General features: G+C 40.4%; 10 protein-coding genes. 5 read left to right on the forward strand and 5 right to left on the reverse strand.

Annotated elements, in window-relative coordinates:
- Window positions 1–3: 3 nt before the first annotated feature.
- From FN809_RS10620 to FN809_RS10635, 4 genes are all read left to right on the forward strand, one after another.
- Window positions 4–654 (forward strand): ABC transporter ATP-binding protein, encoded by a 651-nt coding sequence (locus FN809_RS10620; protein WP_142533503.1) that lies wholly within the window; start codon window positions 4–6, stop codon window positions 652–654.
- Between the two features lie 152 nt (window positions 655–806).
- Window positions 807–1,568 (forward strand): TIGR02757 family protein, encoded by a 762-nt coding sequence (locus tag FN809_RS10625; protein ID WP_142533504.1) that lies wholly within the window; start codon window positions 807–809, stop codon window positions 1,566–1,568.
- A 2-nt stretch (window positions 1,569–1,570) separates the two neighbouring features.
- Window positions 1,571–2,281, forward strand: a complete 711-nt coding sequence (locus FN809_RS10630; RefSeq protein ID WP_142533505.1) for a tRNA1(Val) (adenine(37)-N6)-methyltransferase — start codon at window positions 1,571–1,573, stop codon at window positions 2,279–2,281.
- Window positions 2,282–2,668: 387 nt separating this feature from the next.
- Window positions 2,669–3,181, forward strand: a complete 513-nt coding sequence (locus FN809_RS10635) for a HEAT repeat domain-containing protein (protein ID WP_142533506.1) — start codon at window positions 2,669–2,671, stop codon at window positions 3,179–3,181.
- 70 nt (window positions 3,182–3,251) lie between these two features.
- Here FN809_RS10635 and tsaE read toward each other — a convergent pair whose 3' ends face one another.
- The 3 genes from tsaE to porW are packed head-to-tail and all read right to left on the reverse strand — an operon-like array spanning window position 3,252 to window position 8,708.
- A complete protein-coding gene (gene tsaE, locus FN809_RS10640) occupies window positions 3,252–3,677 on the reverse strand; it encodes a tRNA (adenosine(37)-N6)-threonylcarbamoyltransferase complex ATPase subunit type 1 TsaE (RefSeq protein WP_142533507.1) in 426 nt (141 codons plus the stop codon).
- Window positions 3,678–3,718: 41 nt separating this feature from the next.
- On the reverse strand, window positions 3,719–5,281 hold the full coding sequence (porX, locus tag FN809_RS10645) for a T9SS response regulator signal transducer PorX (protein WP_142533508.1): 1,563 nt from the start codon (window positions 5,279–5,281) through the stop codon (window positions 3,719–3,721).
- 10 nt (window positions 5,282–5,291) lie between these two features.
- Window positions 5,292–8,708 carry a type IX secretion system periplasmic lipoprotein PorW/SprE gene (gene porW, locus FN809_RS10650; protein ID WP_142533509.1) on the reverse strand — a complete coding sequence of 1,139 codons (3,417 nt, stop codon included), beginning with the start codon at window positions 8,706–8,708 and terminating at the stop codon, window positions 5,292–5,294.
- A gap of 695 nt (window positions 8,709–9,403) precedes the next feature.
- Between porW and FN809_RS10655 the strand changes: the two genes are divergently transcribed.
- Window positions 9,404–10,744, forward strand: a complete 1,341-nt coding sequence (locus FN809_RS10655) for a sigma-54-dependent transcriptional regulator (protein WP_142533510.1) — start codon at window positions 9,404–9,406, stop codon at window positions 10,742–10,744.
- A 22-nt stretch (window positions 10,745–10,766) separates the two neighbouring features.
- Here FN809_RS10655 and FN809_RS10660 read toward each other — a convergent pair whose 3' ends face one another.
- Together FN809_RS10660 and FN809_RS10665 are read right to left on the reverse strand one after the other, a co-directional pair.
- Complete coding sequence (locus FN809_RS10660; protein ID WP_142533511.1) at window positions 10,767–12,917, reverse strand: PD40 domain-containing protein; 2,151 nt, start codon at window positions 12,915–12,917, stop codon at window positions 10,767–10,769.
- Window positions 12,918–13,242: 325 nt separating this feature from the next.
- Window positions 13,243–14,664, reverse strand: coding sequence for a sensor histidine kinase (locus FN809_RS10665; RefSeq protein ID WP_142533512.1), 1,422 nt, complete (start codon window positions 14,662–14,664; stop codon window positions 13,243–13,245).
- Between the last annotated feature and the right edge of the window lie 49 nt (window positions 14,665–14,713).

Raw genomic sequence — 14,713 nt, forward strand, 5'->3', positions numbered from 1 at the left:
GGAATGATTACAGCAAGAGGTATTAAAAAGCAATTTGGCGACTTGCAGGTGTTAAAAGGGATAGACCTCGATATCAGGCAAGGCGAGGTGGTTAGTATCGTTGGCCCCAGCGGTGCAGGAAAAACAACCCTATTGCAAATTTTGGGTACGCTTGATAAGCCCAACGCTGGTGAGGTAAGTGTAAACAATATCGCCATACAACAATTGAGCGAAAAGGAACTCTCGCGCTTCCGTAATGCCAATATTGGTTTTGTGTTTCAATTTCATCAGTTGCTGCCCGAATTTAATGCGGTGGAAAACATTATCCTTCCCGCATTGATTGCCGGAAAAAATAAGGCCAAAAGTGAAGAGAAAGCACGTAGCTTGTTGGCCTTTTTAAATCTGCACGATCGGGAAACACACAAGCCTGCCGAGCTCAGTGGGGGCGAAAAACAACGTGTAGCCATTGCTCGTGCCCTGATAAATGATCCGGCAGTGGTTTTTGCCGATGAACCCACCGGAAGCCTTGATTCGCAAAATCAGGAAGAATTGCACAAACTATTTTTTAAGCTACGCGACGAGTTTAAACAAACCTTTGTAATTGTAACCCACGATTTGCATCTGGCTCACCGGAGCGACAGAGAGATAAAAATGAAGGACGGGTATATAGAGTAAAGGGTGTTTAGTCATAAAATAGCGTTCAGGGAGGGAGTAATCTCAATGTTTTTATTGTTATAGGTAAACACAGTAACGCTGAAGCAAAACGTAGGGTTATATGGCCACTTTGAAATATAGAGCGATCCTTGTGCGGCTGAATTAAAAAATATATGGAGCCAAAAGAACTCAAATCCTTTCTCGACGAAAAAGTGATGGCGTATAACGCCCCTGCCTTTATCGCATCCGATCCCATATCGTTGCCCAAACTCTTTTCCGAAAAGGAAGATATTGAGATTGCCGGCTTTTTGGCAGCTACCATTTCGTGGGGGCAGCGACAGGCCATCATTAAGGCAGGACACAGGATACTTAGCCTCATGGGACAACAGCCACACTATTTTGTGGTTAATGGTGATGTTAGTGCCATCCCCGACGGCCCGGTATATCGTACTTTTAACGGTGCCGATCTAAGGTATTTTATTCTCGCTCTGAGAAATATATATGCCAACTATGGCGGACTCGAACAGGTATTTACCGACGGATACATGCCCAATAAAAGTCTAAAAGAATCCATTGCCCACTTTCGCAAAGTGTTTATATCCTTTCGGCCGCCCGAACGCACAGGCAAACATGTGGCGAATGTACTTAAAAACTCATCGGCCAAACGCATTTGCATGTTTCTGCGTTGGATGGTGAGGGCAGATAGAATGCAGGTGGATTTTGGTTTATGGAAAAGGATAGATGCTGCCCATCTGATGTTGCCCCTGGATGTGCATACCGGTAATGTAGCACGTAAGTTGGGTTTATTAAGTCGCAAACAAAGTGATTGGAAAGCGGTGGAAGAAATAACAGCGCGGCTCAGGGAATTTGAACCGGCTGATCCTATAAAATACGATTATGCCCTGTTCGGTTTAGGAGTTTTTGAAAAGTTCTAACAATGGCCAACAAAGTCTTTAATTTTAAACAATTTGCCGTGCGCCAGGAAAAGGCAGCCATGAAGATTGGTACCGACGGGGTATTGTTGGGTGCCTGGGCATCGGTGAACAAAGTACAGTCTGTCCTGGACATAGGTACCGGGACCGGCCTTATTGCGCTGATGCTGGCGCAACGTACTACAGACGCGCTAATACATGCCGTAGAATTGGACCATGCGGCTCAAAGCGAGGCTGCGTTTAACTTTAAAGCGAGCCCCTGGAACAATCGTTTGAATGCCATACATGCTGATTTTAAAACTTGCCATTGGACCTCAAGCTATGATTTGATAGTCAGCAATCCACCCTTCTTTAAACATTCGCTGAAAAACCCTTGTGATAAAAAAAGTATAGCTCGCCACACCGACAGCTTAAGCTATGACCAATTAATTAGAGGAGCAGTAAAATTGCTAAGCAATACCGGCAGGTTCTGTGTTGTTTTGCCGGCGTCCGAAAGAAATAATTTCAAAAAGATAGCTGCGCAAGATCAATTGTACCTAAACAAAGTGCTCTACATTAAGCCAACGCCAAGCAAGCCTCCCAAACGCGTACTTATGGAGTTTTCGTTTGAAAACAAGCTTGGGATTGAGAATGAAATGATTATCGAAGAGTTTGGCAGGCACGGATACTCTGATGATTATAAACAACTGACCAAAGATTTTTATTTGGGGTTTTAAAATACTGCGCAATACAAAACAGAACTGTTATAACACCCGCTATCACTTATTATTTTTTTTAGCTTATAAATTAGAATTTTAAGTCATTATTCAATCTTATCGAAATAGTTTATTCTAAACAAAGAATATGTTATTAGTGAGGCTTGGTAAGCGCTATTTAACCTTTTTGCTACAGTGAATTAACTATAAGATGTAGATAACCTTCTCCTTTTATATACACTTAATAGTGCGGCATAATTAAACCCCTCTTGTCATCTTTTTGGTAGATAATTAGCGTGGTTATAAAAAATCCGACTATTTTTAAATTGATGTAATGATATTTTATGCGTAATCTTTAAGTTTTACAGGATTCCGTATATTGCAGGGATTGACATTAATTTTAAGATTATGAAGAATAATTGGCAGGAAATGCGTGTTGAAGAGCTCATCCAGGTTTTTGGCACCGAAAACGGGAAAGACCGCGAAAAGGCCAGAGAGGCCTTGGTAAAAATCGGGAAGGGAGCTATTGCTTCCTTACTGGCGTTGTTGGAGCATCCAAAGTACATTTATCGTTGGGAAGCCATGATGACACTCAAAGATGTAGAGGATGAATCGCTGGTGCCCGTGTTTATAGAGAAGTTAACAGACAAAGAACACGATATAAGGTGGATTGCTGCCGAGGGGCTTATTCGCCAGGGAGCAAAAAGCATAAAACCACTGCTATATTTATTGATAGAAAAATCCGAATCGGTTTTTGTGGTTGCCGGTGCGCATCATGTCTTTTATGTCCTTAAAAAAAACAATCAACTTCCTAAAGGTTTTTTGTATGACGATATTATGCCATTGTTGGAAAACACGCGGCATACCGAACAGCTTAAAGTAGCTGGATATAAATTGTTGCACGAAATAGGAGCATCGTAAATATAAATACAAAACGTATTTTGTATTTATGCATGGCCAATCCTAAAAGTTTATACTTTAAATCTTAAACTCAAAACTCGGTCACCTGAATTTCTCTGCTTTTGTTGTCGTCCAGCACGCTTATTTTAATGTCGTATCTTTTGCGTGGGAGCAGGGAGGCGATTTTTTCGGGCCATTCTACAAAGCAATAGCTATCGGAGTAAAAGTAATCTTCGTAGCCTAAATCAAGGGCTTCGTCTTCTTGTTTTAAACGATAGAAATCGAAGTGGTAAACGGTATCTCCTTTGGCGCTGTCGTACTCGTTTACAATGGCAAAAGAAGGGCTGTTAACCACATCAATTACTTGCAGTTGACGGCACAGGGCTTGTATAAAAGTGGTTTTGCCTGCGCCCATGCTGCCGTAAAAGCAAAATACAGCCGGTTTGTTGTAGCGGTTTATAAACGCTGCGGCTACCTCGTCTATTTTATCGATGGAGGGGATTAAATAGGTATTCATATGATTGGGGATTCTTATAGTCTGTAAATCAAATTCAAATTTTATTTTTTTGGCGATAACAGCACATACGGTATCAGCATTTCTTCCATAGAAACACCGCCATGCTGAAAGGTATCTTTATAATAGCTTACATAGTGGTTGTAATTGTTAGGATAAGCTAAAAAGTCCTCGTTAGTGGCAAATATATAGCTCGTGGATACATTTACCTTGGGTAATAGTATTTCCTCGGGTTTGGTGATTTCAAAAACTTCCTTCGATTTATAGTTCAGGTTTCTACCCTGTTTGTATCGTAAGTTGGTGGAAGTTTCTTTGTCGCCAATTACTTTTACCGGGTTTTTTACCCGAATGGTGCCGTGGTCGGTGGTGATGATTACTTTAACTTTTTCGTTTTCCAGGCGATCCAATAGTTCTTTCAATACGGAGTGCATAAACCACGATTTGCTTAGGGAGCGGTAAGCCGACTCATCGTAGGCAAGTTCCTTTATCATTTTACTTTCGGTGCGGGCATGCGACAGCATATCCACAAAATTAAATACCACTACCGACAAGTCATCGTTTAAAATATTGGAGTAACTGTCAATAAGCTGCTTGCCGCTTTCCATGTTACTTACCTTTTGGTACGAGTAGTTTATTTTTTGGCGGAAGCGTTTGAAAAAAGTGCCAATTAACTCACCCTCAAATTGATTTTTACTACCCTCGCTGGTTTCGTCGAGCCAGTATTCGGGGTACATTTCTTTTATCTGTGCCGGCATTAAACCCGAAAACAAGCTATTGCGCGCGTATTGCGTGGCAGTGGGCAATATGCTGCTGTAAATCTCTTCTTTTTCGAGCCTATATGATTTAAGCACCTCTTGCTTTATCATGAGCCATTGGTCGAATCTGAAATTGTCGATCACCAGCATCACCACTTTTTCGCCATCTTCCAATAAAGGCAAGGTAACGTCCTTCATCAGTTGGTGCGACATCAGGGGGGTATGCTCATCGGCATGGTTGAGCCAATCGATATAATTGCGTTTTACAAATTTCACAAAGGCATGGTTGGCTTCAGTTTTTTGCATTTTCAGCACTTCGTCCATTTCGCCCTTGGTGTCCTCGAGTTCTATTTCCCAATATACCAACTGCTTGTACACCTCGGCCCAATCGGCAAAACTATACGAATCGTTTATTTTAAGTCCTATTTTGCCAAACTCGGTTTGATAGCTGCTGGTTGTTTTTTCAGCTACCAAACGGTGTTGATCCACATGTTTTTTTATGGTTAATAATATTTGTGTGGGATTAACGGGCTTGATTAGATAATCGGATATCTTACTGCCGATAGCCTGATCCATAATGTTTTCCTCCTCACTTTTGGTAATCATTACCACAGGGACCTCGGGTATCAGGTTTTTTAGTTTGCTCAGCACTTCTAAGCCACTTAAACCCGGCATATTCTCGTCCAGAAAAATCAGGTCGAAATGTTGCTCTTCTACCATAGCCAGTGCGTCCTGCCCATTATTGGCAGTTTCTACTTCAAAGCCTTTTTCTACTAAGTAGAGTATATGCGCTTTTAGCAGGTCTATTTCGTCATCTACCCAAAGTATATTTATCTTTCTCGCATCAACCATATGGATTGTTCTAATAATTCGATTTGTAAAATTCCTGATATTGGCCAAACGATTCTTCATCTGATAATCGTAAAAAGTTATCGTTTGTAATGGGCAATAAATAGTTTTTTGTGCGGGCTATCTCTCGCATTAAAAAGCTGTTAAGCTTTACTTTCTTTAAAAAGGCGTCTGCTTCGTTGGCATTGGAGAAGCCTTTTGCCTTTATATAATAGTAATCCTCTCTCAGGGTGTTATGCTCCACCTCATATTTTGCACCGTAATTACTTTTGGTGTAATTGGTAAATATGGTTCCTATTCGTTTGGTGTCGATGTGTCCTTTTTTAAACAAAATCATAGCATCGTGTCTACCCTCCTGCATGGTAAATATAGAAGTTGGCTTTTCAATAACCGGTGTTTCTGTAATTACGGTTTCAGTAATTGGTGATTCTGCAATTGGCGATTCACTAATGGCTGTTTCAAGTTTTGCTTTTTCGATGGTAGCGCTGCTTTCTTCCGTTTTTGATGGCGCTATCTCTTGCGGTAATTCTTGTGTTTCTTGTGTTTCCTGTTTTGTCGCACTTTCATTAAGCGCTTTAGTTAATGCAGGTACTTCTGCTTCAAGGGTTTTGTTTTGGGCTTTCAGTGCCTCGCTTTGTTCACGCCTGCGCTCTTCCTCTAAATTTTTAAACGCTTCGGCAGAGAGATAGTTCTCGATAAAGAAGCTGTCGTACCTTTCCTTATCGCCCGATGAAAGTAAATACTCCATGTTATGTCCGTTAATTACGTACATCTGTTGGTATTCCAGATTATCTACTTTAAAAATATCGTTACGTTCGCGCAGCGAGTAAAAATAATCGAGCGCTTCTAAGCGGTTATTAAAACCCGACACGCGGAGAACGATAGTTTCATCGGGCAGTTGCGTCTGATCCATTTCATAATCGTTAAGCAAAAACTTGGAGAAGTTGTAATCGGCTATATTAAATCTGAGTCTGTTCAGATCCACTCCGGTATTCAGTAAAACAATCAGGGCATGCTGTGCTTTGTTATCTACCATGTACGAGCTTGCTGTTGTATCAGCAAGTTGTGCACCCCTCAGTTTGCGTTGTTCTTGTGTGAACTCCTGCGTTCGTTGCGCAATAAGGTTGCTGCTCACGGGCCCTTTAACAGGTGTGCGGCCTTCGGCATATAGTTTTAGCATCTCTGCAGCAAGGGGTGTTATTTCACTATTTGGATAATTTTGAGTAATGTCTTTAAGCTCCATTTCAAACTGCAAAGCATCCCCTGTTTTGGCGCGGGATAGTCCTGCCAGAAATTTAAATTTGGGTATCAGAGAACTTTCTTTATGTACCTGCAAGGCTTGCTGTAAATTGGCTATAGGGGTAGCAAAATCGTTGAAAAGGTACGCGGAGTAGCTTTCCTGATACAATGTTTCGATTTTTTTGTTGCGTGCTTCTCTTTTTTGGGCGTATTGCGGGTCGTTCAAATAGGCGGTAAATTCACCATCGGGGAACTTATCCATAAGCTTAGACTTTACGCGATTCATTGCTGCTACATCATTTTGTAATTCGTATCCCAGGTAAAGGTTCATCAAAGCATCTTCCAGGTAGGGGCCGTCCGGAAACCTGCTGACCAATTGCTCAAACGCATCTATGGCATAGGGTAGGTTATTTATCTCTTCTTTATAAATCAAGCCTTGATTCAACAGCCCTTCCTGTATGCGTTGTTGTGCCTCAAGCATAAGTTTGGGCGTAGATGGCAAGTCTTTTAAATACGATTCTCTTTTTAGGGGGTCTTTACCCTGGGTTCGGGGTAATTGGGCTGTAAGGAGCTCATTGCCGGGTATGCTGTCTTGGCCAAAAGGATCCTGGTCGGGAAATGGATCCCCCATATTTGCAAAGTCGGGTTGTTCTACGATGATCTCTTTGTTTGATCGACGCCAATTGTCCTCCAGATTCCGACGCCCCCAGCGCTTTTCAAACTCCAACTTGCCCATGCCCACTGAGGCTTGGTTGTAAAAGTACCATTTACCTCCCTGCGAAGGAGTGGATTGGGATTGGCTAAAGAGGGGGTCATAAAACAAATTGCCCCCTGCGTCTTCTTGTTCGGCTTTTTTAAGCGCTTCTAACCGTTCCTTTTCTTTCTCTATCAATCCATCTATAAAGGCATAACGCTGTGCTTCGGGCATGGCCATTATGGCTATCAGGCTATCTTCGCGTTCCACCATATTTATATTTTTTACCAAACGGGCTAAATTTTCATGACGCGTTTTAATTGTGTCCAGCCCCCTAAAATTCTCATTCAGATTCACCATCGCGGTATCTAAATAATAATAGGCCGGTTTGTATTGTGGACGTTCATAATATATTTCAGAAAGCTGATAAAACGACATGCCTTTTTGATGCTTGTTATCGGTGCTTTTTTCAATGGAACGCAATAGGTTTTCCATAGCCAAATCCTCCTCATTCTCGGCTTTGTAGGCTAGAGCCAGCGCATAATAAATCTGATCCTCGTATTCCAAATTCCGCTTGTCGCGCAGCAATTTTTTTATTTCTTTTTTTACGGCATCTAATCCACCTTCTTCAAAAAGTACGCCGGCACGGTTTACCTTTGCATTAAACGCCATTTCGTAGGGTGGATTGGATTTTATTACCGCAAGGTAGCTTCGGCTTGCATGGGCATACTGCTTTCGTTTTTGATACAACTGCGCCAGAATGAAATTGTATCTGCGGTAATAATACTTTGACTTGGCTCCTTCTATGGCTTCCTTTAAAAAGGGAATGGCCTCGGCATACATGCCCTGGCGAATATAGAAATCGGCATAGGTAGCCGCAAATAAGCCAAACAGTTTTGAGGGTGCTTTACCTTCGATGTCGTAATTCTCGAGCAGTATTTTTGCTTCTGCAAAATCGCCCAGCTCAATGGCGCACCGGGCGTTCCATATCTCTGCTTCGTACCATTCGGGTCCTGTTTGAAATTCCCTGAACATGTAGGCAAAGCTTTGCTGAGCCAAATAATATTCGTGTTTGTAATAATGCGCTTTGCCAATTAAAAGATAAGCATTGTCAACCCACTTATTGTATTCGTTTTGGCTTAAAAACTTTTTGTATTTAAGTGATTGATCATCGCGCTTTTTTTCGGGCTTTTTACGTATGGAGTGTTTTTTTATCAACTTGGCTCCTTTTTCTATGGCTCTGTCCATTTGACTGGAGGCTACCGATTGGCTGCCCGGCTTTGATTCGGGAAAAACGGCCAATAACTGCGTATAGTCGTCCTGATTGGCTTCTTCAATGGCTTCCACACCTTCCTTAAAGCTTTGATTGCCATTAAAATAAACGTTGTAATGTGCCGCTAGGTTATGGTAAGCACGGCTCAGGTTGGTGTTTTTATTGGTGGAGCAGCCCCAAATAAAAACGAGAAAAATCAGGGTATATGTGGTGTTAAATTTCATATTTATTAAGTTTTCTTCCATCTGCCATATGTAACTCTCAAGAAAATTCAATCATCTGATGCTGAATAAATTATATGATAGAATTAACCTGCTCGTTTCATCTATTTAAGTTAAACCTTTAAAACCCGTGCGATTTTACAATCATTATCCGTTGTGGCCTAACTATTTACTCGAGCCTTCCAAGGGTTTGGGCAGGCTAGGCCGGTTTCATATATTACAAAAAACAATATCGACAAATGCAAGTACCGCTCCTATCTGGTATTGATTATAAAGATGTTTATATACTCAATTACTGTACCCCCGGTGGAATGTCGGAATGAAGCATTCTGCAGCAATCCGGGAAAACAGCATCCTGCCAGTTTTTCTGTTAATTATAATATTTAGTTTAAATGCTCAGTGTTAAGTTATTGATACTTATGTCCTACCCTTGTTGTCGCATTGGCGGTGTTACGCTAAATGCTTTAAGCCTTATGTTTCCTACTATGTACCGGTTAATCCCTACCACAGTTAAAACTACCTTTATACGAAAATATTATATCAAAAATTTAAAAATACCTTATGGCTAAAAACAAATGTAAATATTGTTGATGTTTTGTAACTATTAGTTGGTTTTTTGAGTTAAATGTTAATGTGCAAACCTACCTGCACAAATTAAAAAGCAAATATATTTGAATTATCGCAAAAGTGAGCTATAAATGAAAATTCATGTTGTAGAAGACGACCGGGTTTTTAATAAAATGATTAAACATTCCCTTTCTCTTAATCCGGATTGTGAGGTGAGTACTTTTTTTGATGGATCATCCTTTTTTAAGCACCTGCCCGATAATCCGGATGTGGTAACGCTGGACCTTGGACTACCCGACTATACGGGCGAGGATATTCTGAAACGGATAAAAAAATACAATCCTGAAATTGAAGTAATCGTAATTTCAGGTCAGGATAGTATTACTGCGGCCGTTAAGCTTTTAAAAGAGGGCGCTTACGATTATATTGCCAAAGACGAAAACATAAAGGATAGACTTTTAAATAGCATTAATAATATTGGCAATAAAAAGAAACTATTGACTGAAATTTCAGAGCTAAGATGTCAGATATCGACTAAGTATAAATTTGGGAATGCTATTATAGGCGACAGCCCGGCCATGCAGGAGGTATTTGCCTTGTTACAAAAAGCAGCTAAGGTACCCAATATAAATGTATCTATTTATGGCGATACCGGAACGGGCAAGGAGTTGGTTGCTAAAACCATCCATTATAATTCTATCCGTAAGTCCTTGCCTTTTGTTGCTGTTAATATGGGTGCCATACCCCGCGAGTTAATTGAAAGTGAGCTTTTTGGTCACGAAAAAGGGGCTTTTACCGGAGCTGTCATCGCCAAAAAAGGAAAATTTGAAGAGGCCGAAGGCGGTACCGTATTTTTAGACGAGATAGGGGAGATGGATATAAATATGCAAGTTAAGTTGCTGCGCGTATTACAAGAGAGGGAAATAACCCGAGTGGGCGGAAACGAAGTAATAAAGGTGAACACACGGATTATTACTGCCACCAACAAAGATTTGCTAAGTGAAGTGAAAAAAGGTAATTTTAGGCAAGACCTGTATTATCGTTTACTTGGACTGCCGATACACTTACCGCCTTTAAAAAAACGGAAAAATGACATTCTTACCTTGAGTCAGTTTTTTTTGAACAGCTTTTGCACTGAAAATAATCTGGAGCAAATGATGTTTACTTCAAAAGCTAAAAAAAGGCTGCTTGAATATACCTTTCCGGGCAATGTGCGTGAATTAAAAGCTATAGTAGAGTTAAGTGCCGTTATGGCTGGTGGCCCTTATATTGACGAGGGCGACATGCTTTTTAATGCCGGAAATAACGAGTTGGATATTTTGGGAGAAGAAATGACCTTAAAAGAATACAACGAACGAATTATACATCATTACCTGCGTCATAACAATAATAATGTACTTAAAGTGGCTGATAAGCTGGACATTGGTAAATCGACAATTTACAATTTAATAAAACGTGAAAAGTGTCAATAGCTCTTTTTTTAATTATACCGGTTTATTGTTGTTGTAGAGCTTCAATATCTTTTATAGGTCGTATCCAAATGTCTTTTAGTCCCGTTCTTTCAGCCAGTTTCTTTTTTAACTGCAAACAAGCCTTGTAACTGTCAAAATTACCTGTTGTGTAACGTATGTAGCCATCTGTACAGTTGTAAACCATAATGTTATGAATTTTTTGTTTGGTGAAAAAAATCATACTGGAGAGTGGGCCTTTGCGCAATGCAAGTAATTGAATAGTATATTTTTTTGACTGTACATTGCTATTGTTTCCACTTTGGTTGATCAACAGCTTGCCGGAAGGATTTGATGATGTATCCGGTGTTTTTACTTTTGGTTTACTTGTTGTTGAGTGCGACTGCGGCTTGCGTTTTATCGGCGCCGTATTGGTAATAGTGGTATTTGCCGATGTTTTTGAGCTGGATTCATCTGCTATAGTAACAACAGGCAAGCTGGTTACCGGATTGGTTTTGTCAACACTATTTTTGTTTGTGGAAATAGCTTTTGTTGCATGCTGCTCTGTTTTAATCAAGGGAGCGTCCATTGCAACATCATTAAAAGCAATGGGTATTTTGTGTTTAATGTAGTTCATTTGGTCATCTACATTTATATAGGCCACCTTTTCCTGTTTATTTATATTGGTTTGCCTTACCTCATACTCATAGCCATTTTCCAGAAACATCATATAGGCGCCGTTATCCGGGTTAGGGCGGTAGTCGCCAACCAATTTGTTGTCGTTGGTACGGGTTACCAGTACACGCATTTTTTCAAAATCACTTCCTAAGCTACTGTCTATAACACCTTCAATTACGGCCAGTTCCGTATCAGAATCGGCTTTAAAATGTACCTGGTAAATATCGGAGCCCCCATAATTGTCGTCGAATTTTGATGATGCGTAATAGGCGTGACTTTTGCTTATGGTGGGTACAAAAAAGAAATCGTCGTCAGGGGTATTGATTGGGAAACCCATATTAACCGGAGCCGACCAGGTAGAATCCGTGTTCATTTGGCTATAAAAAACATCTAAGCGACCCATGGTGTTGTGACCTTCCGACGAAAAGTAGAGTGTGCGCCCGTCATAATGTATCATAGGTGTTTCCTCATCAAACGGTGTGTTGATATTCGGGCCCAGATTTCTGGGTTCTCCCCATTGTCCATTGGCTAATTTTTTCGACATGTATATATCCAGCCCTCCATAGCCATTTTCTCTGTCGCTGGTAAAAAAGAAAGTGCTCTTGTCGGCAGATATAGATCCGTGTGTTTCCTCGGCATGGCTGTTGATGGGGAAGGGTAGCTTTTCCGGTTCCGACCAGCTTCGGCCATTGTAATGGCTTATATAAAGGCTTTTGCCGTGTTCGTCATTTCTAAACAACACCAGTTCGTTGCCATCTGGCGATAAGGAAACAGCGGCTTCGTGTTCGTTTTGTTTAAAAAAAACTTTTAGCAATCGTGCCGACTCCCAGTTGTTGGCCGCCAAAGGCACCGTATATATTTTTTCGGCATACTGCCCATCTGCAAGCAGGCTCATTTTAATCCAGTTTCTGCGCGAGGTAAAGAATAACTGGCTTTCGCTCACCGCAATTAATGGGCTGTGGTCGTCGTACATGGAGTTTACCCTGCTGCCCATGTTTTGCACGTTAAGCTCGATGGGGTAATTAATAAAAAAGTTGGCATGATGACAAATCTGTATTTCACGCTCTAACTCTTCTATAAAAAGGCGGTCCTGTTCAGTAGTATTATCTAGCAGGTTCTCGTAAATAGTTATTGCCTTTAAGGGCTTTAAAAGAACCTGGTATGCTTTGCCCATGGACAAACCTAATTCGCGACCCAAATGTCCTTTTTTTTCCGTCTCTGTAAGAATGTTCAATCCTTTGTTAAAGCAAATAATGGCTGTATCGGCACCATTGGAGGTATTTAGGTAGCACAAACCCATGTTGAAAAGGGCATCCAAATGGGTTGGGTCGTTTTGAATAATTAATTTAAAAGTTTCAATTGCTTGGCGGTAATTAGCCCGGTCGGCCAGTTCCATAGCCTTTTTAAATAATTTTGGATTTCTATTGCTTGTGGATTGTCCGTTGCAAGGTGTATTATGCAGCCACAAAAAAAGAAAAAACAAAAACGACAAATATAACTTGGGCCATGCTTTTATCATCCGATTGGTTTTAAGCTGTTGTTTTATTGTGCAACGTGTGTAGCCGGGAGGTTGTTTAAAAAAGCATATGCCCACATACTAATACACAAAATGTCTAACTTTTTAATTGGATTCCAAACAAATATATAAAATTATTGGGATTTACAATATTTTTTAATGCTGTGGTCGTTAATGGTTTGTAAAGTTCAGGGTAGAATCTGTTAAGAATCCGCCACCCACATTAAATGGAGGTAAGCATTAGTTGCTAAAAAGTGGGCCTAATGGGATGGATCAGGTTAGTTAGGGATAGGTGTAAAAACGTGGAAGAGTAACCCTAAGTTAAAATTTAACCAGCTGGTATCGTAAATTTAATAAGGGCACCAGTTTTTTGAGCAGGCTCGGTCCATATTTGTCCTCCCATACTTTCTACATATTTTTTGGCTATGGATAAACCTACACCATTGCCTTCAAACTCGCGGCTCATGCCCACATTTAATTGGCGAAACATATCAAAAATGCTTTTTTCTTCTCCCGCGGGTATGCCTATGCCAGAGTCTTTTACGAAGAACTCAAATGTGTGGTTTTCCACAGTGTATCCAATAAATACGCAACCTTTTTTTGAAAATTTAACTGCATTATTAATAAGATGATCTAATATTTTGTGTAGCGCATTTTTGTTTGCAAGCAATACATCTTTCCCATTTTGATTGCCCATTAATAAAATAAGCTTAATAGGTTTTTTTACCTTTTGTAATTTGCGGGTATAATTATGGTACAAATCTGTTATTATGTCATTGACCATCACACGCTCTTTTTTTTCAAAGCCTTGCTCCGTTTGTAATTTTGAAATCTCCATTATGTTATCCATAACGTGCAGCAGTTGACTGCCGTTTTGAAGTACGATGTCGATATATTCTTTTCTTTCTTCCTCGGCTAAGCCATTGGATTTTAATAGTTCGGTAAAGCCCATGATGGCGTTCATGGGTGTGCGTATTTCGTGGCTGAGATTAGCTAAAAATGAAGCCTTTAATTGCTGACCCTCTGCAGCTTTAATATGTGCTGCTTCTAGTTGTTTTTTTGTTTTGTCTAATTGTTTATTTGTACGCTCCAACTCTTCTTTGTAAAGAAGCAGTTCTGCACTTTTTCGCTCTTGTAGCTTTTGTTCTCCGGCACACTCCAGATTTCTGCTCAGGGTATGCGAAATTATAAACATCAGGCCTTCAGTTTTTATAACATCCTTTATTTTATCACAAAAAAGTGCGGTTAAAACCCCAATAGGCATACCTGTTGAGTCAAGTAAAACGATACGGCTATATGCTTCAATTTTTAGTTTGCTCAAAAGCGGATTGTCCGGGTAAGCAGCACGCATATTTTCTTTAATGGTGATAATATGCTCACGCAGCACTTCATCTCGCTGGCTGTCTGTTTTGTTAAAAAATGAGGGAGGTAGGATATCGGAACGGTTACATGCACAAACTATATCCATAGCTTTGCTGTTAGGACTAAAGCGCTCCACGTAAACGTAATCAGCACGCAGATGCTTGTTTAGCGAGAGCAAAGCGGACTCCAAAAGATCCTTTTCTAATTTATCGTGCTTAGGGTGTAAAATATCGTAAATGCACGATTCCCAAATATTGTCCGTATTTAGGTAATTTCTCAACATTTCTTTATATCGTTCTGCCATCATATTAATGTAATACTCCTTGATGCAGCGGTTTGTTACGTCAAAGGCACCCCTATTATGCGAACGGACTATAACCTTTGACAAAGTAATGATTTTGATACTATTAATAGGTGATGCCGATGTTGATGTATTT

The organism is Saccharicrinis carchari, assembly GCF_900182605.1.
In the GTDB taxonomy this organism is placed as follows: domain Bacteria; phylum Bacteroidota; class Bacteroidia; order Bacteroidales; family Marinilabiliaceae; genus Saccharicrinis; species Saccharicrinis carchari.

Excerpts from the sequence above, each read along its gene's own strand:
- porX (WP_142533508.1), bottom strand. The coding sequence starts at position 5,281 with ATGGTTGATGCGAGAAAGATAAATATACTTTGGGTAGATGACGAAATA.
- FN809_RS10630 (WP_142533505.1), top strand. The coding sequence starts at position 1,571 with ATGGCCAACAAAGTCTTTAATTTTAAACAATTTGCCGTGCGCCAGGAA.
- FN809_RS10625 (WP_142533504.1), top strand. The coding sequence starts at position 807 with ATGGAGCCAAAAGAACTCAAATCCTTTCTCGACGAAAAAGTGATGGCG.
- FN809_RS10620 (WP_142533503.1), top strand. The coding sequence starts at position 4 with ATGATTACAGCAAGAGGTATTAAAAAGCAATTTGGCGACTTGCAGGTG.
- porW (WP_142533509.1), bottom strand. The coding sequence starts at position 8,708 with ATGAAATTTAACACCACATATACCCTGATTTTTCTCGTTTTTATTTGG.
- FN809_RS10655 (WP_142533510.1), top strand. The coding sequence starts at position 9,404 with ATGAAAATTCATGTTGTAGAAGACGACCGGGTTTTTAATAAAATGATT.
- FN809_RS10635 (WP_142533506.1), top strand. The coding sequence starts at position 2,669 with ATGAAGAATAATTGGCAGGAAATGCGTGTTGAAGAGCTCATCCAGGTT.
- tsaE (WP_142533507.1), bottom strand. The coding sequence starts at position 3,677 with ATGAATACCTATTTAATCCCCTCCATCGATAAAATAGACGAGGTAGCC.
- FN809_RS10660 (WP_142533511.1), bottom strand. The coding sequence starts at position 12,917 with ATGATAAAAGCATGGCCCAAGTTATATTTGTCGTTTTTGTTTTTTCTT.